The sequence below is a fragment of the Flavobacterium branchiophilum NBRC 15030 = ATCC 35035 genome, assembly GCF_002217205.1.
GTDB classification, from domain to species: domain Bacteria; phylum Bacteroidota; class Bacteroidia; order Flavobacteriales; family Flavobacteriaceae; genus Flavobacterium; species Flavobacterium branchiophilum.
On sequence record NZ_MUGT01000105.1, the window covers coordinates 1 to 17404 of the forward strand.

At 33.2% G+C, this 17404-nt stretch carries 16 protein-coding genes; 5 read left to right on the forward strand and 11 right to left on the reverse strand.

Translation table 11 applies throughout. From position 1 onward, the window contains the following. Positions 1–348 precede the first annotated feature (348 nt). The 4 genes from hemL to B0A58_RS11615 are packed head-to-tail and all read right to left on the reverse strand — an operon-like array spanning position 349 to position 4289. Positions 349–1635, reverse strand: a complete 1287-nt coding sequence (hemL, locus tag B0A58_RS11600; protein ID WP_089081194.1) for a glutamate-1-semialdehyde 2,1-aminomutase — start codon at positions 1633–1635, stop codon at positions 349–351. Position 1636: 1 nt separating this feature from the next. Then, on the reverse strand, positions 1637–3061 hold the full coding sequence (locus B0A58_RS11605; protein ID WP_089081195.1) for a glucosaminidase domain-containing protein: 1425 nt from the start codon (positions 3059–3061) through the stop codon (positions 1637–1639). Next, a complete protein-coding gene (locus tag B0A58_RS11610; RefSeq protein ID WP_089081196.1) occupies positions 3058–3960 on the reverse strand; it encodes a 1-aminocyclopropane-1-carboxylate deaminase/D-cysteine desulfhydrase in 903 nt (300 codons plus the stop codon). The genes B0A58_RS11605 and B0A58_RS11610 overlap by 4 nt, the downstream gene beginning before the upstream one ends. Beyond that, positions 3957–4289, reverse strand: a complete 333-nt coding sequence (locus B0A58_RS11615) for a hypothetical protein (protein WP_089081197.1) — start codon at positions 4287–4289, stop codon at positions 3957–3959. Before B0A58_RS11615 ends, B0A58_RS11610 begins: the two co-directional genes overlap by 4 nt. 23 nt (positions 4290–4312) lie before the next feature. On the opposite strand from B0A58_RS11615, the gene B0A58_RS11620 reads away from it, so the two are divergent. Continuing rightward, positions 4313–4492 (forward strand): DUF5522 domain-containing protein, encoded by a 180-nt coding sequence (locus B0A58_RS11620; RefSeq protein WP_044032288.1) that lies wholly within the window; start codon positions 4313–4315, stop codon positions 4490–4492. 16 nt (positions 4493–4508) lie between these two features. Here the strand turns inward: B0A58_RS11620 and B0A58_RS11625 are convergent, their stop codons facing one another. Continuing rightward, positions 4509–5486, reverse strand: coding sequence for a polyprenyl synthetase family protein (locus B0A58_RS11625; protein ID WP_014084843.1), 978 nt, complete (start codon positions 5484–5486; stop codon positions 4509–4511). Between the two features lie 191 nt (positions 5487–5677). Between B0A58_RS11625 and B0A58_RS11630 the strand changes: the two genes are divergently transcribed. Beyond that, positions 5678–6556 (forward strand): hypothetical protein, encoded by an 879-nt coding sequence (locus tag B0A58_RS11630; protein ID WP_089081198.1) that lies wholly within the window; start codon positions 5678–5680, stop codon positions 6554–6556. Positions 6557–6967: 411 nt separating this feature from the next. On the opposite strand, the gene B0A58_RS11635 is transcribed toward B0A58_RS11630, so the two are convergent. The 4 genes from B0A58_RS11635 to B0A58_RS11650 form a co-directional block, all read right to left on the reverse strand. Continuing rightward, complete coding sequence (locus tag B0A58_RS11635; protein WP_089081199.1) at positions 6968–9004, reverse strand: AAA family ATPase; 2037 nt, start codon at positions 9002–9004, stop codon at positions 6968–6970. Further along, positions 8997–9470: a hypothetical protein gene (locus tag B0A58_RS11640; protein WP_089081200.1), complete on the reverse strand. Its 474-nt coding sequence runs from the start codon at positions 9468–9470 to the stop codon at positions 8997–8999. The genes B0A58_RS11635 and B0A58_RS11640 overlap by 8 nt, the downstream gene beginning before the upstream one ends. Then, positions 9471–10400, reverse strand: coding sequence for a hypothetical protein (locus B0A58_RS11645; protein ID WP_089081201.1), 930 nt, complete (start codon positions 10398–10400; stop codon positions 9471–9473). It abuts the gene before it with no gap. A gap of 163 nt (positions 10401–10563) precedes the next feature. Then, positions 10564–11736: a WG repeat-containing protein gene (locus tag B0A58_RS11650; RefSeq protein WP_165766334.1), complete on the reverse strand. Its 1173-nt coding sequence runs from the start codon at positions 11734–11736 to the stop codon at positions 10564–10566. 440 nt (positions 11737–12176) lie between these two features. On the opposite strand from B0A58_RS11650, the gene B0A58_RS11655 reads away from it, so the two are divergent. The 3 genes from B0A58_RS11655 (at position 12177) to B0A58_RS11665 (ending at position 15055) form a co-directional block, all read left to right on the forward strand. Continuing rightward, positions 12177–13157, forward strand: coding sequence for a LuxE/PaaK family acyltransferase (locus B0A58_RS11655; protein ID WP_089081206.1), 981 nt, complete (start codon positions 12177–12179; stop codon positions 13155–13157). Positions 13158–13207: 50 nt separating this feature from the next. After that, positions 13208–13825 carry a hypothetical protein gene (locus B0A58_RS11660; protein WP_089081207.1) on the forward strand — a complete coding sequence of 206 codons (618 nt, stop codon included), beginning with the start codon at positions 13208–13210 and terminating at the stop codon, positions 13823–13825. Between the two features lie 324 nt (positions 13826–14149). Continuing rightward, a complete protein-coding gene (locus B0A58_RS11665; protein WP_089081203.1) occupies positions 14150–15055 on the forward strand; it encodes a pseudouridine synthase in 906 nt (301 codons plus the stop codon). A gap of 278 nt (positions 15056–15333) precedes the next feature. Here B0A58_RS11665 and B0A58_RS11670 read toward each other — a convergent pair whose 3' ends face one another. Both B0A58_RS11670 and B0A58_RS11675 read right to left on the reverse strand, forming a co-directional pair. After that, the gene (locus B0A58_RS11670) at positions 15334–16002 is read right to left on the reverse strand and encodes a DNA alkylation repair protein (protein WP_089081204.1); all 669 of its coding nucleotides are present in this window, start codon (positions 16000–16002) and stop codon (positions 15334–15336) included. A gap of 58 nt (positions 16003–16060) precedes the next feature. Continuing rightward, positions 16061–17254: an ATP-binding protein gene (locus tag B0A58_RS11675; RefSeq protein ID WP_089081205.1), complete on the reverse strand. Its 1194-nt coding sequence runs from the start codon at positions 17252–17254 to the stop codon at positions 16061–16063. Positions 17255–17404 lie beyond the last annotated feature (150 nt).

Here is a 17404-nt window from a genome sequence, read left to right on the forward strand (position 1 = left end):
CATTTAATTCATTGAAAATCAATTGCTTTGTAATTTGTAATCTTATCTATTATTGTTTATAATTATTTGGGGAATATTCTATACATTCAATTAAATATACTCATGATTTTATTTTACTGTTCTTTTGCGTGAGGGATTGCAGTGGAAATCCTTTTTTGCCCCACTTTTTGGGGTAAATAAGATTATTTCACAATATTATATTTCTTTTGGAGTTCAATGAACATTGTTTGGAACGGATAGCCCGACCCGTAGATTACGGAGGGGCACGCCCAAATGTTAATTGTATGGAATATTTATTATGATTCAAAAAAAAACCGTTTCATTTGTATTGAAACGGTTTTTATTGTTTTAAAAATTTTTGGTTACTTTATCAATGGCTTTGATGGTAAAATCCAAATCGTCATAAGTGAGGGCATCGGTTATAAACCAAGTTTCGTAGGCCGATGGTGCAATATAAACCCCTTCGGCCAACAATCCGTGAAAGAATTTTTTGAATAATGGGTTGTCGCCATTTTTGGCTGTTTCAAAATTGGTTACGGGTTTCGCATCAAAATGAACCGAAATCATCGAGCCTACTCTGTTTATCGTAAAATCGATTTGATTTTGAATCAATACATTTTCGATGCCGTTGTGCAAATAGGCTGTTTTTTGTTCTAATCGTTCAAATAAATGTTCGTCGTTTTGAATGGATTGGAGCATGGCAAGTCCTGCGGCCATGGCCAAGGGGTTTCCAGAGAGTGTTCCTGCTTGATAAACAGGACCCATTGGGGCTAGGTAGTTCATGATTTCGTTTCGGGCTGCAAAAGCCCCAACGGGCAAGCCGCCACCTATTACTTTGCCAAAACAAACGATGTCGGCCTGGATGTCAAATAGTTCTTGGCCCCCCCCTTTTGCCAATCGGAAGCCCGTCATGACCTCATCAAAAATAAGCAAAATGTTGTTTGTGGTACACAATTGTCGTAGGCCTTCTAAAAATCCTTTTTGTGGCGGCACACACCCCATGTTGCCCGCTACAGGCTCTATGATGACGGCTGCAATTTCGTTTGGATTGGCGACTATCAAGTGTTGTACGTTTTCTAAATCATTGTAATTTGCCAGCAAGGTATCTTTTGCGGTGCCTGCTGTAACTCCGGGGCTATTGGGTGTGCCAAAGGTACTGGCACCGCTACCCGCCTGAATTAAAAATGAATCAGAATGTCCGTGGTAGCACCCTGCAAATTTGATAATTTTGTCTCGTTTGGTGTAGCCTCTTGCTAATCTGATGGCACTCATGCAGGCCTCGGTACCCGAGTTTACAAATCTGATTTTATCGATGTTGGGTACCATTGCAATGGCCAATGTGGCAATTTCGGTTTCGAGAGCCGTGGGCATTCCAAAGGAAGTTCCCAATTTTGCTTTTGCTATTACTGCTTGAACAACGGGCTCAAAGGCGTGACCCAAAATCATGGGGCCCCAAGAATTGATGTAGTCTATCAATCGGTTGTTGTCTTCGTCTATTAGATAAGCTCCTTTGGCACTTTTTACAAAAATGGGCGTTCCCCCTACTCCTTTAAATGCTCGAACGGGCGAATTAACTCCTCCTGGAATTACGGCTTCGGCTTCGGCAAATAAGGCACTACTGCGTTTGTATAACATGTTATTTGACTTTTAATTTGAAACCAACAGAAAGTTTTCCGTCGGTTATTTGATTTATTTCTTGTAATTTTTCTATGGTTAGATTGAATTTTTTGGCTATCGAATACATGGTGTCTTTGGGCTGTACTACATAATATACTACATCTGGTTTTGCATCATTTGTAGGTAATGCCGTATCTGGTTTGACTGCCGTTGGGTTTTCGGGTTTTGGCAAAACAGCGGTTTGTATGTCTGAAGCCACTTTTAACGACATGCCAATAGAGAGTTTGCCATCGGTAATGTTGTTGATTTGTTGCAATTGTGCTACGCTCATGTTGTGCTTTTTGGCAATGCCATAAAAGGTGTCTTTGGGTTGCACTTTGTACCAAATTGTTTTTGCAACTGGGTCATGTACAGCTACTTCGTTGGGATTTACAACGGTTGGAATACTGTCTTTTACTACCTCCATTGGAGTTGTAGTGGCTATACTTTCTTTTGGTGCCACCGTGGTTGTAGTATTTTTTGGAGTCATACTTGGAGCTTGTACTGCACTTGTTTGACTTGGATCGACATTTAATGTCATTCCAATATTCAATTTGCCATCGGTAATGTTGTTGATTTGTTGTAATTGAGCCACCGTCAAATGGTATTTTTTGGCAATTGAATAAAAAGTTTCTTTGGGCTGAACAGTATGAAAAGTTTTATTTACAACAGTTTCTTGTGGGTTGTTAATTGGGTTGTTGGTTTTTGGTGTTTCTGTTGGTTTTGGATTTATGGGTGTTTTTATGCCCAAAACAGCCTCGTCGTACTGATACAATTTGTATTTTTCGATAATAGAAATTAATTTTTCGGGATATTTAACATCTGTTGCATAGCCCGCTTGTTTAAGTCCTTTGGCCCATGCAGCATAATCATTTTTTTCGAGCAAAAATAGGCCAGCATAACGGTCTCTTTTAGACAAAAACTGAGAATGGTCGTCAAAGGATTGGCTCGGATTTTCATATTTTCTAAAACATTCGTTAGGCGAATCGTCGTTGTACAAAATGCTAGCTCCTGTCCATTCGGCATGGCATTTTATTCCAAAATGGTTGTTTGCCTTTACACTCAATGGGCCAGTACCCGCACCTGACTCTAATATGGCTTGTGCCAATGTGATACTGGCAGGAATACCAAATTTTTTCATATCGTCTTGAGCTACATTTTTATAGGTTTTAATGTAATTCAAAATCATTTCCGTAGTTACTTTTACACGGGTTGTAGCCTCTAGCACTTCTGCATCAGATCGCATTTCGATAGTGCCGTCGTCGAGTGTTTTTGGAATGGCAGTAACGGCTTGCACTTTTTTGTTTCTATTATTCAAATTAGTCGAATTTGGTGCATAATTTTTACTTGATTTGCAACCCATTGCTAAAATAACAAGGCCGAAAAAAGCAATTTTCTTAATCATTTTATATTTATTTTATTTATTTTTTTCTTTTCTAAAACCCGATTCATACCTTCAATACCCTGAAGACCTCCTGTATGAATCATCAATATGGTTGCATTGTTTTCAAAATATTGTTTTTCAATTAAATCAAAAACGCCAAAAACCATCTTTGCTGTATAAACAGGATCTAAAAGTATTTGATAGGCTTCCAAAAATTGGTTCATAAACGCAATTAAGGCAACAGTCATTTTGCCATAGCCTCCAAAATGATAATCCTGAATAAGTTCCCAATTGTTTTTGGTAGTCCATTGCTGTATGTCGTCATTTAAAAACGATCCTTTTAATGCCGGAAAGCCTAAAACTTTTTGATGGGCTTCGGCACTATTAATCAATCCAGAAATGGTACCTCCAGTGCCAACAGCGGTGCAAATATAATTAAAATTTTTGTCATTAAAATCAAGAATTTCTTCACAACCTTTTATGGCCAATGCGTTTGTTCCCCCTTCGGGAATGGTGTAGAAGGATCCCAATTTTTCATTTAGAGTTGCTAAAAATTCGGATGTGTTTTTGTTTCTGTAGGTCTCTCGCGATACAAACTCAAATGTCATGCCATACTCTTGTGCTTGTTTTAGGGTTAGATTATCGTCTATTTTGTGGACCAATTCTTCGCCTCTTATCACGCCAATGGTTTGTAAACCAAGCGATTGACCCGCAAAAGCAGTTGCCGCTATATGATTTGAAAAAGCCCCCCCAAAGGTGAGCACCTTTTTGTAGTTTTCAGCCAATGCTTGCTTCAAATTGTATTGCAATTTATAAAATTTATTGCCCGATATTTGTGGATGTATCCTATCGATTCGTTTCATATATACCGCAATATTTTTAGCCTCGTCTTTGTATATCAATTGATTTATTGGGGTCATTTATTTATATATTTCAAAAAATCATACATTTTTCTTTCGGTTAAATAATTCAAATTTTGTTCGTTTGCATAAGCTTCTTTTTCAAAAACAATATTTCTGTATGCTGCATTTTTGTTTTTGAATCGGTAATATTGAATGAAAAAATCGATCAAATACCATATAAAAAACGGAATGATAAGAAGCTCTAGTTGTTGTTTGAGATGGATTTTTTCGTGGTTGATCAAGCATTTATTGTTTTTCAATTGCTTGTTTTTCAAAAACACAAATGGGAAAATGGTTATACCAACATAACCTTTTGGGACAAAATATTTAGAAATGAGGAGTAGCATTATTTTATTTGTAAATTTGCATCATGGAAAAGTCTAACAACAACAATAAATTAATTCTCAACGAAGATTACTATCTTTCGGAAATGGGATATAAAGTTTTTACGGCTCAATACCATTTAAAACGTGGTTATTGTTGCAAAAATGGTTGCAAACATTGTCCTTATCATTTTGATAAAAAAACCAATACATTCAAAAAAACATAAAAAGTAAATCTTTTTATTATTTTTTTCGTTCAATTACATAATTAACCATCAAAATCAAAGCGGCTTTGTATTCTGAATTTGGAAAATGGTCTAACAAGGCTAGGGCTTCGTTTTGAAATTCTATCATTTTGTTTTCGGCATACTCCAACCCTTTTTGAGCAATAACAAATGCGATGACTTCTTTTACTCGTTTTTTATTTTTATTGTGGTTTTTTATAGAATTGATCAGCCAAGATTTTTCAGATGCAGTACAATGATTGAGCACATATATAAGTGGCAGGGTCATTTTTTGCTCTTTGATGTCGATACCTGTTGGTTTGCCAATGGCATCGTCTGTATAATCAAACAAATCATCTTTTATTTGAAAAGCCATTCCAATTAATTCGCCAAATTGCCGCATTTTTTCAACCAAAATCGTGTCGTCAATGACCGATTGAGCACCTAATGCACAACAAGAAGCAATAAGTGTAGCTGTTTTTTTTCTGATGATTTCATAATAAATAGCTTCCGTAATGTCTAATCTTCTGGCTTTTTCTATTTGCAACAGCTCTCCTTCGCTCATTTCTCTAACAGCTACTGAAATGATTTTCAACAAATCAAAATCACCATTATCTATTGATAAAAGCAATCCTTTTGACAGCAAATAATCGCCAACTAAAACAGCAATTTTGTTTTTCCAAAGGGCATTTATCGAAAAAAAACCACGTCGTCTGTTACTGTCATCTACCACGTCGTCGTGTACTAATGTAGCGGTGTGTATCAGCTCTATAACTGCGGCACCTCTATAAGTGCGTTCGTTTATGCTGCCTTGATTGAGCATTTTAGCGGTTAGAAATACAAACATGGGTCGCATTTGTTTGCCTTTTCGGTTTACGATATAATACGTTATCCGATTGAGCAGTGCCACTTGCGATTTCATAGAATCATAGAACTTTTTTTCGAAAAGTTCCATTTCTGATTGTATCGGTTTTTTTATTTGTGCTGTTGTATTCATCAAAGTTCAAAGGTACTTATTATGTTTAATAGTAACAAAACTAATTTTGATTTTTTTTGGATGTCTATTAAACTTTTTGACTTTTTAAGAGTCTATTATTCAAAATATACTAATTTTGTTAAAAAATCGTTATAGGATTTGAAATAAAATAGTAAGTCAACAAATTTTTAACTTTAAAATTGATAAAAACCATGAAATTAAAACTTTTTACCTTAGGGTTGGCCATCGTGCTAACAGCTGTGAGTTGTACGAAAGACAAAGACGATACGTCTAATATTACAGCAGATGAAGCCGCTGTAAATGCAAAAATTGATGTTGCCTCAGACGATGTGTCGCAACTTATTGAAGATCAGTACGATGCTACTATGGTCAATACGGCAAACAAAACCACACCAAGTTTAGAAAACAATACCTTGCCTCCTTGTGCTACGGTTACTCGAGTACCAGCATTTGGAACGCCCATTACTGCAGGAACCACAGTTACAAAAACAGTCGATTTTGGTACAACAGGCTGTGCTATCAACAATGGAAATATTTTGAAAGGAAAAATTATCATGACCTTTGTTTATCAGCCAACAGCAACAACACACACGGTAACTTATACGTTTGAGAATTTTTATCACAACGACAATATGCTAAGTGGCAGCAAAACATTTACAAGATCACTAACCCCTGCAACGGCTACATCGTTACCACATCCAATTGTTACAATGAACATGGATTTGACTTTGACAAGACCAAATGGAACAACGTTTACTCGTGTAGGACAAAGAGTTAGAGAAATTGTTGAAGGATACAGTACCCCATCTTGGACAGACAATATTTATAAAGTAACAGGAGCCTGGACCACCACTTTTCCAAACACTACGGTTCAAACGAGCACCATAACCACACCATTGATGATAAAAATGAGTTGTGTAGCCGTAAACAAACCATTGATTGTAAAGGGTGTTATTACCTTTGTTCGCAACGACCATACCGCCACATTAGATTATGGCACGGGAGAATGTGATAATACCGCTATATTTACAAGCAATGGTGTTTCGACAGTAATTACTATTGGAAATTAAATAAAACAAGGTCATACAAACAAAAACCCTAATTTGTGAAAAATAAATTAGGGTTTTTTGATTTGAATAATTGTAAATAAAATTGATTTTTTTATTACATTAACTAATATAAGATTGTAAAAATATTTTTATTGAAATTTAACGTCATTCTGTGAAAAAACTGCCGTTAAATATTTTTCAAAAATAATAAAACCCATTGAAATAAAATAGCATTTATTTACAAATTTTCCAAAAAAAAGACGAACTAATTCTTCTTGAAATGCTAACAAAAAACTTTTCGACAAACCCATAAGGATCGTGAATATAATCGGTTTAACTTATGTATTTTTATTTTTTATAGGTATTCGTTGATTTTAATTCATTGCTCGGCTTTCAGCCGCAACGAAACTCTAGCTGTTGTAGATAGTGCTTTTATTCAATTGGCTTAATTAATTTTTCGTCAATGTAATTCAAATGAAATTCAATGTCAGATGTTGCCTTTTCAAAAGTTTCGTCTGAATTTTCAAATGAAGCAAATAGTAAAGTTTGAGCATTTTTATATGTAGCCAATTCTTTCAGAAAGCTTGTAAAATCATTTATTGATAAATCCTGTTGTTTCGGTTCGTCAAACATTAATAGATTTGGATGATTCCCATGTTTTTCATTTGAAGTTTTATATAAGCTACATGTGTAAGCCCAAATGCTTCTTACAAAATCACTGGCGGAAGAGTCAAATCTAATGTTATAAACAAGATCGTCATTAGGTTTTTTAGCTAAAGGTAAATAATTTTCATCTGAAATTGCTATATCATTTATTGCTTTACTACTGTAATTAAATGCACTTAAAAGTGATTTAAAATTGTCAGATAATGATTTTAATTTCGAAATGTCATTGGGAGAAAATGTATCTTTTTTTAGTTTTTCTTGATCTTCTAATATTTTTTTCCATTTATTAGAAAGAGAAGATAATTCTTCTTTTAGTTCAGCGAAGTCCTCTAAATATCTTGAATAAAACTCAATTCTTTTCTTTAAATTTAATTTATACTCTATGTCAACTATTGAAGGAAGTCTATCGTCAGAAGTTAACTCTTTTTTTAGTTCTCTTATTTGACTTCTCAGATTGTTTTGAGAGACTCTTAATTTATTTATATTGCTATCTTTGCTAACTATATTTAGCTCTAGGCTTTCTATGTTCACTTCAAGCATTTTGATTTGGGCAGATAAGAAGTTTATATTATCTTCTAAACGCATTGGTACCTGTTTCACAGATAATGGGAGTAAGGAGTCATTTATTTCCTGACTACAAGTTGGGCAATTGTTTTGAGAAACTTTTAAATTAATCTCAGCTCCCATTTTTTGTACTTTAAGGGCTCCTTTATTCTTTCTTAAATCTTCAGTTAAGTTTTCTAATTGATAATTAAAATTACTTATTTTTTGTTTGTCAAATGTTAATTCACTTGATAACATTTCTATGTCAAAGCTTGTTTGAATTAATTGTTCTTCTTTTTTTACAATTAAACTTTCATCATCATTTATTTTATCTTTAACGGTAACTGTTTCTTTTTGATTTAAATTATCAAACTCGTCAATAATAATATCTAAATAATTTGATATTGAATAGTCATTTTTATCTTTTGAAAGTTGAATATTAATTTCATCGAGGTTATTAATGATCATAGGAGAATCAGATAAGCCAATTAATTTTCCTCCACCTTTTTCTTTAAACCTGTCAAACCTTCTTTTTAAATTCAACCAATCATTTTCAAGAATTCTTTTTGAAATACTTAATTCTTGTTTCTTCATTTTATTATCATAAACGTCCAAATCTAGTATGAACTCGACAATTCTAGCTTCTTTATTATTTAAACCATAAATAGGCATTGTAGCAAAAAAATCTGACCAACCTGATTTTTGCTCAATTATAAAACTTGAAGCGATTTGTTGGATATAGATTTTCCGTAAGTCTCCTTTATTTGTTAAAACTTTTGGAAGTTGCCAATTTAGAAATTCTTCAAGATATAAATGGAAACCATAATTTTCGTCAGACGCACCTCCATTATCGTGAATAAACATTGGTCGACTTTCCAAACCTGTATTAGCCAGTAGACTTCCATAATAAACATCTATTAATTGAGACTTTCTATTAGGACTTTGAACAAACCTACGTATTGTAATTATGTCTCCATTTGCATTTTCAATTTCTAATAAAACGAAAGATTGCAGCACACTATGAAATGTATTTTTGGGATATTCTACTTGGTCTTTTAAAACAGATTGCATTGTTTTTTCAAATCTACCACCAATTAATTCCTCAAAACCAAGTGCATATACAATAGCTTGGAACAAGCTACTTTTTCCACTTGTATTATTTCCTCTAATAATATTTAATCCATTTTTAAAAGTATGGAAAGTACCAAAAAGACCATTATTAGTATTTACATCTATTTTTATGTTATTTATTTTAAGCATTTTGGTTTTTCCATTTTTTATAAATTAAATCTATACGACTATCAGTGATTTTTCTTTTTCCTAAGAAATTTAAGAAATCAATTTCTTCTTTTAAGTATTCTGAATCTTCGAGTATTTTTTGATAAAAAAGCTCTCCTTTTTCCTCTAGTTGATATTTTCCATCAATTGTTGAGCAAATTCCTTCGTGGACAGAATAATTTAAAGCTCTGTTTAAACTTGGCTCAATTCCCCAAGTTTTTGAACTTTCAGTATAATTACTTAGGACAAAATTCTTTAATGAATCTTTATTTTCATTACTTTTCAAAGCCCAATTTATTAAATGAAGTTTCAGAAGGCTAGATTTATAACTTTGACAACAAATTTTTAATATTAACACAATTATTCCAATAGTATATGAAGGTCTATATTCAGAAGGAATAGAGATTGGTTTCTTAGAAAATGTAATTCTTTCAGCGTATAATTCCATTTATTCAAAATTTATTGGACATCTAAATATCCAGTCAGCTAATGCCCAATTTGTTAATTTAGAAATCATTTGTGGAGCTAAATTTTTGAATGAATTTTGTAATTCACTTTTTAATAAAACTCTAAATTCTTCATATAAATCGCTTGGGTCTTTAGTATTTGTTATACATCTTTCTTCAATTTCTGATTCAATTACACTTGTAATATTTAAAAAATTTTCATAATCTAATGAATAATCTTCATTCCATTTAATTAATATGTTGTTCCCTTCTAAATAATTTTGAACGTTTATATCAACTAATTTGTCTAGATTTGCATCAAAGTTTGTAGAACTAGAATTTATTCTATGAGCGTTTTTATTTTGAGAATTTTCAATTAATGATATTTTAGAGTCTTTCCATTTTAACTTGTCATGAGATTCTATTTGTGTTTTAGGAATGACGTTAATTTTTATTTTTGAGTTTTCAATAGCGGTATTTAAAAATGGGTGTAAAAAACTAATGTCCTCAAATATTACTTCAAAATCATTATTGTCAATTATTGATAAATTCCAACTTTTGACTTCTTCTTTTTTTTGCGAGCAATGTTGTACAATATCGTTTTTAGCGTAAATAGGAGTAACGAAGTACCATTTTTTGATTTTGGTAGTTCCTAAGACTTTTTTTAATTGTCCTTCGAATGTCTTAAGTTTTTTTAAGTCTTTGGATATTTTATCTCTGTGTTTTTCATAAAGGTCATTGGTAGAATAATGTTCATTTGGGCAATAACATTGAAAAGCCTTTCCTGTTCTAGTGAATCCTTCGATGCCATAATCGCCTGGAGTTGCTTTAATTTCTTGATAAGATTCTTCTCTGAAATTATTCTTAAAACATAATTGAGAAACACTTTCCCATTTATTGCCATCAAAAGTTCCGAATTCTGTTTTTATCATTTATTCTATTTTTTTTAGCATTGGCTACAACGCCCGGGTATTTGCGAAGAAGCGGGCTAAAATGCACTATCCTTCAATTAAGTACCAAAGTTACAAAATAATTACTGAACTTCGATTAAGCACCGAATCCACTTTTTTGCAAATACCTTGTTGCAAGAAGCCTTTATCTAATTTTATTTTTAAAGTCATTTATTACTTCATTTATTGCTTCGTCAAATGAAATACCACTCTTAAAAGCAGAGCCATATCCTCCAAAAGTTTCGTGTGACAATTCTCTTTTATTTAAATCATAATGATAACCCTCTGTGGATTTCATACTATATTTAATTCTTATGTAATAACCATCTTTATGGGTATTATAAAAATACTCAATTTCTCCACTTCCGTCATATTCAGAATTTCTATATACTTTTATATCTCTTGTTGCACCTTTACTATTATTTGACCAACCACCATCAAATTCAATACTATAATTAGATGAAGAACTATCTGAAGAACTTGATTTTGAACTTCGTAAAATTTCATTAAAATTAGAAGCATTAGAAACCGCTGCATTATTTTTTTCCCAATTAAAAGTCATAGTTTTTATGTTAATCTTGCCATATATCAAAAAAGGCTCTTTCGGGCAAATTCTACAAGTTCCTGCTAACCAACCTAATGTAACTTCTCTTTCGTCTAAATCATAATCATCTGGATGAAATGCAAATTTTTCATCTTTACCTGTATTTGGTGAAATTTCATTTTTATATTTAACAACAAATTCTTGTGCGAGTTTATTATATAATTCAATCTGATTTCTATAGTTTTCTGGTGTTTTCAGCAATTTTTCAGGTTCTTTCGTTTTTGTAATTGTTGTCTTAGTTCTATTATTTCCTTGTGATGTATTTGAATTTTTGGCAATTGTTTTATTTGTACAACCTTCAATACATTTACCCGAACTATTATATCTATAAATTTCTCCATTTTTTTTAGCATAAAATATACCATTTTGTTCGTGATATGCTTCGTCGTAAATAATAGGAATAATTACTTTACCTGTTTTTATACTTATATAACCCTTTATTCTTTTACCATCTTCAGAATTAATTTCAGCACCTGATAGACCAAGAATACTACCATATAAGTAGTCATAAATTAATGGTGTTGTTATTACGCCATTTTTATCTACAAAACCATATTTACCATTTTGAACAACTAATGAGTAACTTTGATAATAATTTTCTGTTATACTCTCATATTTATTTTTCCAAGATTTGTCAATTGCTTTATTTGACTTTACTTGACCAAATGTTATAATCATTTTTAATAATAATGTTAAAACAAAAATTTTTCTCATAAAACTACTTTTAAATTTACCTACTATCTTTTTTGGGTATCTGTTCGGCTTCTTTTCCCCGCTACAATTTTTATGCGTGATTTTCGTCATAAGGTTTCATGCAACTAGTTAATATACGCAACTTTACCTATTGCGTTTTTTGTATTGTTGTTCATTTTCAAGTGGTTATGGGTTGCTTTCATATTGCGTCTATTTCTTGTTGCGTTTTTTGAATTGTATAATGTTTTGTTCATTCAATATTACATTACAAATATAAAACTATTTTTCATTTTTAAAACTATTTCCCCGTTTTTATTGTGCTAATCCCAAGTGTTTTGATTGGCAAACGGGGGAACTGTATAGGCTGGGTTGGTCAGGGATTGTGATTGTATATAGCAATTATAATTTTTTTCTGATATTATTATGCGGTTTTTTTGCTATCTTTGCCACCAAAAAAAACCTTGATACCATCGGATGCTATTTTTAATATCAAAAATCAGAAGCAATTTGAAAAAATAGCTTTACAAGTTTTTCGTTATCAATATGAACATAATGTAGTGTATCGGGAATTTTGTAACCACTTGAAAATAAATGTTTTAGAAATAAAATCGGTTCGGAAAATTCCATTTTTGCCTATTTCATTTTTCAAAACTCATCAAATCATTTCTGGTTCAAAATCTATTGAACAAGTATTTACAAGTAGTGGTACCACGGGGGCAACAACAAGTAGTCATTTTGTTAGCGATGTTGCTATGTACGAAAAAAGCTACCGTTATGCTTTTACACAGTTTTATGGCAACATTCAGGATTATACCATTTTAGCCCTTTTGCCTTCGTATTTGGAACGAACGGGGAGTTCGTTAATATATATGGTGGCCGATTTGATAGCACAAAGTAACAATCCAGACAGTGGTTTTTATTTGAACGACCACAACAAATTAGTAAGTAAGATTCAAGAACTCGAAAAACAAGGAAAAAACACTTTACTTATTGGGGTTACGTTTGGGTTATTGGACGTTTTGGACCAGTACCAGCTGGAGCTGCACAACACTATTGTAATGGAAACTGGTGGCATGAAAGGCCGCCGAAAAGAACTGATTAGGGAAGAGTTGCATGGGATTTTGTGTAAGGGGTTTGGGGTTTCTGGTATTCATTCTGAATATGGGATGACCGAGCTTTTGTCGCAGGCCTATTCGTTTGGTCATGGGGTGTTTGAATGTCCGGCTTGGATGCAAGTATTGGTTCGAGATACCGAAGATGCTTTGAGCTATGTGCCAAACGGCAAAACTGGGGGTATTAATGTGATTGATTTGGCCAATATCCATTCGTGCTCGTTTATAGCTACCCAAGATTTAGGCAAAAGGTATGACAACGGAACGTTTGAAGTATTGGGCAGGTTTGACCATTCGGATATTAGGGGTTGTAATTTGATGGTGCTTTGAAATCGTATCCATTGGCAATTCCTTTAATTGATTTTAATAAGTGTATTATAATGAAAAAAAACGGGATACGAACGGTTTTTATGATGCTAGGGCTGTTTGCTATACAGGTACATGCTCAAGATTTTGAAGGTAGAAAATGGAAGCCTTCTTTTCAATTGGACAACCGTTTTTCGAGTATCAATTCGATAAACATCACCATTTTTGGGGCAAAAGTGGGCATGCAATACAACAAACTGGCTAGAATTGGAATTGGTGGATCATTTATTGTCAATCCTGTAAGTTTTGATTATTACAATAAAAAGAAGAAGATTAATGAAACAAATGTGTTGCATTTTTGGTATTTGAGTGTTTTTAATGATTGGATTATTTATAAAGACAATCGATGGCAGGTATTTGCAACGGAACAAATTGGCTATGGAAAGCCTCGTTTTCAGAAAGAGATTAATGACGAAATTGTAAGTAATGTTAATCGGAATTTGATTGTAAATGAATTTTCTGCACAAGTAAATTATAAGGTTGTTCCGTGGTTTGGTTTAGGCACGGGCATTGGCTACCGCCATATTTTGAATGGCGAGGCAACGCTGAAACAAACATTTGACGCTCCAATATATATTGTAAAAGTAATAGTGTATCCTGAAAATATCATTAGATTGAAACGAAAAGAGTAGCTGTTTGACAGTTGGGGTGGCGGTGTTGATTGAAAATTGTTGGTGCCTTGAACTGCACCCCGACCTGAGTGGAGCTCTTTTTTTTGGCCGCTCGACGGTTTGATAGGTTTGCGGCCAAAAAAAAAGCGGGAACGGAGGGCGGAATAGGTGCCCAAATAAAAAAATATGTTTTGTAGCAGCTTGAAATGCTCTGTTTTGTTTAGACATTTTTTTTTTTTTGGCCCTGAAATGCAAGCTAAGTTCTTGAAATCAAAATGCTTTCCCAAAATATATGATGTTTTACATTTGAAAAAATACACTATCTTTGCCAAAATTAATGTTTAGATGAATAATAGAGCTGGAAAAAAGGATAAAACAACAGGACGGTCTAATAGTACAAGACCTCATTCTAATAAGCCCAAACCTCCAATGGCCAAAAGGGCTCAGGGGAAAAAAGCGAAACCAAAAAATGGAGAGGAGGCTGCAAAAGTAACTATGATGGACAAAAAACCACAACAGGCTGCTAAACGGCAAAAGGTATCGGACGAGATTCGATTGAATAAATATATTGCCAATTCTGGGGCTTGTTCTAGGCGAGATGCCGATATTTATATCCAATCGGGGAATGTGAAAGTGAATGGTGTTGCGGTTACCGAAATGGGCTATATGGTAAAGCCTGGCGATGTAGTGAACTTTGATGGAAGTGTGATAACGCCCGAAAAAAAGGAATATATTTTATTGAATAAACCCAAAAATTTTACTACATCGATGGACGAAGGGCAAGAGCATCGACATGTTTTGGACCTTTTGCGAGGGGCTACTACGTCTAAAATTGCAGCTGTTGGACGGATGGACAAGAATACTACGGGCTTGCTATTGTTTACAAACGATACGGATATGATTCGGAAATTTTCGTTACCAAATCAAAAATCGCCTAAAATATATCAAGTTTCGTTGGACAAAAATTTGAAATTTGAGGATTTAGAAAAAATCAGCAAAGGAATGGTGCTTGAAGGACATAAGGTGTTTGTAGAAGACATTAGCTACATAGAAAACGAACCCAAATCGGAAATAGGTTTGAAACTTCGGACAGCGAATGTAAAAGTTGTTCGGGCCATTTTTGAACATTTTAGTTACGATGTTTTGAAAATAGACCGGGTGTCGTTTGCGGGATTGACCAAGAAAAATTTGCCTAGAGGAAATTGGCGTTTTCTTACAGATCAGGAAGTGATCAATTTGAAAAATGCTTAACAAAAGCTGATTTATATACAACAATAATGTTATAAATGTTTGTTTGGGCGTTCCCAAAGGGTCGGACTTCTGTTGCAAACAACGTTCTTTGAACACCAAAAGAAATATCATATTGTGAAATAATCTTTTTTGATTACCACATTCAGAAACTATATTCGTGCAATACCCCCCCCCTTTTGAGAGCTTCTAAAAGATTTTCACTACTATCCCTAACGCAAAACACGTTACATAATAAGCATTTAAAAGGCTGTCCAAACAAAAATTGGACCGCCTTTTTTTTATTTTATGTTTCGTAAGGCTTCTCTTTTGCTTAATGGTTTTAAATTTGTTTCCGCAACATAATTCAAAACTCCATTTGGATTATAACGGCTATACTCTCGCAAGGCCCAACCGATGGCTTTTTGAATAAAAAATTCTTTTGATGTTTTGTGTTTTTCACATTCGGATTTTAGTAGCTCAAAATCTGTTTTGTCCTTGTAGCTCAATTGAAAAATAATGGCACTGCGGTTGAGCCACATCGTGTTGCTGTTGGAAAAATTTTCGATCACTAAAAACTTTTTTTCTGGAAAATGTTGTAGGTATCCGCCAAGTAAATATTTTGCCACTACATCGACAGAGTCCCACCACGAATGGGTAGTAAGTAAATACGCTATTGTTGAAATATCAGATTCTTGGTAGTTTTTTTTGAAATATTTCATACCAATTTCTATGGCACAATAATGAAACTCTCTCGACTCTTTTTCAAACAAAGTTGTTATTATTTGTCTGAAATTGTTGATCAATTCGGTTTGGTATTTCTCGAACACTGTTTTTTGAAGGCTCCTTCTAAGTTCGGTTTTAATTCCAATAAATTTAAAATTATCTTTCATATAGGCTTCCATTGACAATGCCTGCTCTGGATTTTTATGTTCTAAAAATACGTTTTCTAAGTGTGTGATAAAATCCATTTTCTTACGGTGCTATTTTGTTTTTTTTTTTAATTATTGGCTTTTTTAATCGTTTAATTTAGTACAAAAAGCCGAATAACCAAAGGGGAATCGAATTTTTGTAACCAGTTTCTATTTCGTCTTTTACCAAAAAAGAATTGGATATGTCTTGTATTTGTCGGGCTGTTTTGTTTCGTCCGCCAATTTCAAAAACATATTTTTCGTTTACACAAAAATCGCCTTTTGAGGTATAAGTAACCGTATTTTGATTGCTTTCTACCATATTGATAAAAAAAGTTTCTCTCAAAGTGCCTATTTCTGGTTTTTTTTCGCTCAAGGCAAACATCAAATTGGTATTATGCAAAAATATTTTTTCGGGTTTGTTCAAAATCGAAGTAGTATTCACACTATGAAAAAGTCCGTAAATCAATTTTGCAGCACGCAACATGCCTATCATTTCGTAGAGTTTTGTTCGACTACAGCCCACTTGTGCTGCCAGTTTTGTTACATTTGGAGTAAACGGCACCGATTGGGCAATGATGTACAACAACTTTTTTACTTGATGCAAAGTTGCAAATTCAATAGGAACAATGCTTGGCAAATCGGTATCGATAATCAAATTGATGGTTTGCTTCAACCGTTGATGAACAAATTTTGTTTCTTTAAAAATAGGGTACGAACCCCATTCTAAATATTGTTTGAAATAAAAAAGCGGTTTTTCAATTTTTTGTATGAGCTCTTCTGCAATATTTTCATGATTTTGTATCAATTCTTCAAATGTAAAATGAGGCAAATCCATAGCATATTTAATGCCTAGAAATTCTCTAAAAGAGAGTTCTGGCAAATGAAAATGAAGCACTCTTCTACTCAAATCGGCTCCAGATTTTTCTAATTCTAAAATGGATGAACCCGTGATGAGCATCTTCAATTCTGGAATTAAATCGTATATATTTTTGACTTCTCTACTCCATTCTGGGTATTTGTGAACCTCATCTAATAATAGAATTTTTCCGTTATTTTGGGCAAATGTTCTAGCAGTATCCACCAATGTATGTTGCCTGAAATATATATCGTCTAGGGTAACATATAAAGCTTCGTTGCCTTTGTAAGTGTCTTTCAAATGTTGTAAAAAAAGCGTTGTTTTGCCCGAACCTCTCGATCCAAAAAGCATAATAGCCCTTTCGTCCCAAGGAAGGTTGTACTGTAATGTACGATGAAAATCAGTTGTAAGATTACGTACCAGCTTTTTTTGAGTTTCAAATAATGTTTCCATTTCTGTCTTTTTTAACAGACGCAAAGGTATAAAAATTGTTATATATAAAAAACATTTTTTGTGATTTTTTGTATTTTATAAATTACAATTATTGTATTAATATGTATTGTAGAAATAACAATTTAAACTAAAAAATGTATTTTATAAATT

Bases quoted from the DNA above. Each gene is read 5' to 3' on its own strand.
- hemL (WP_089081194.1), bottom strand. From the start codon at position 1,635: ATGTTATACAAACGCAGTAGTGCCTTATTTGCCGAAGCCGAAGCCGTA.
- B0A58_RS11605 (WP_089081195.1), bottom strand. From the start codon at position 3,061: ATGATTAAGAAAATTGCTTTTTTCGGCCTTGTTATTTTAGCAATGGGT.
- B0A58_RS11610 (WP_089081196.1), bottom strand. From the start codon at position 3,960: ATGACCCCAATAAATCAATTGATATACAAAGACGAGGCTAAAAATATT.
- B0A58_RS11615 (WP_089081197.1), bottom strand. From the start codon at position 4,289: ATGCTACTCCTCATTTCTAAATATTTTGTCCCAAAAGGTTATGTTGGT.
- B0A58_RS11620 (WP_044032288.1), top strand. From the start codon at position 4,313: ATGGAAAAGTCTAACAACAACAATAAATTAATTCTCAACGAAGATTAC.
- B0A58_RS11625 (WP_014084843.1), bottom strand. From the start codon at position 5,486: ATGAATACAACAGCACAAATAAAAAAACCGATACAATCAGAAATGGAA.
- B0A58_RS11630 (WP_089081198.1), top strand. From the start codon at position 5,678: ATGAAATTAAAACTTTTTACCTTAGGGTTGGCCATCGTGCTAACAGCT.
- B0A58_RS11635 (WP_089081199.1), bottom strand. From the start codon at position 9,004: ATGCTTAAAATAAATAACATAAAAATAGATGTAAATACTAATAATGGT.
- B0A58_RS11640 (WP_089081200.1), bottom strand. From the start codon at position 9,470: ATGGAATTATACGCTGAAAGAATTACATTTTCTAAGAAACCAATCTCT.
- B0A58_RS11645 (WP_089081201.1), bottom strand. From the start codon at position 10,400: ATGATAAAAACAGAATTCGGAACTTTTGATGGCAATAAATGGGAAAGT.
- B0A58_RS11650 (WP_165766334.1), bottom strand. From the start codon at position 11,736: ATGAGAAAAATTTTTGTTTTAACATTATTATTAAAAATGATTATAACA.
- B0A58_RS11660 (WP_089081207.1), top strand. From the start codon at position 13,208: ATGAAAAAAAACGGGATACGAACGGTTTTTATGATGCTAGGGCTGTTT.
- B0A58_RS11665 (WP_089081203.1), top strand. From the start codon at position 14,150: ATGAATAATAGAGCTGGAAAAAAGGATAAAACAACAGGACGGTCTAAT.
- B0A58_RS11670 (WP_089081204.1), bottom strand. From the start codon at position 16,002: ATGGATTTTATCACACACTTAGAAAACGTATTTTTAGAACATAAAAAT.
- B0A58_RS11675 (WP_089081205.1), bottom strand. From the start codon at position 17,254: ATGGAAACATTATTTGAAACTCAAAAAAAGCTGGTACGTAATCTTACA.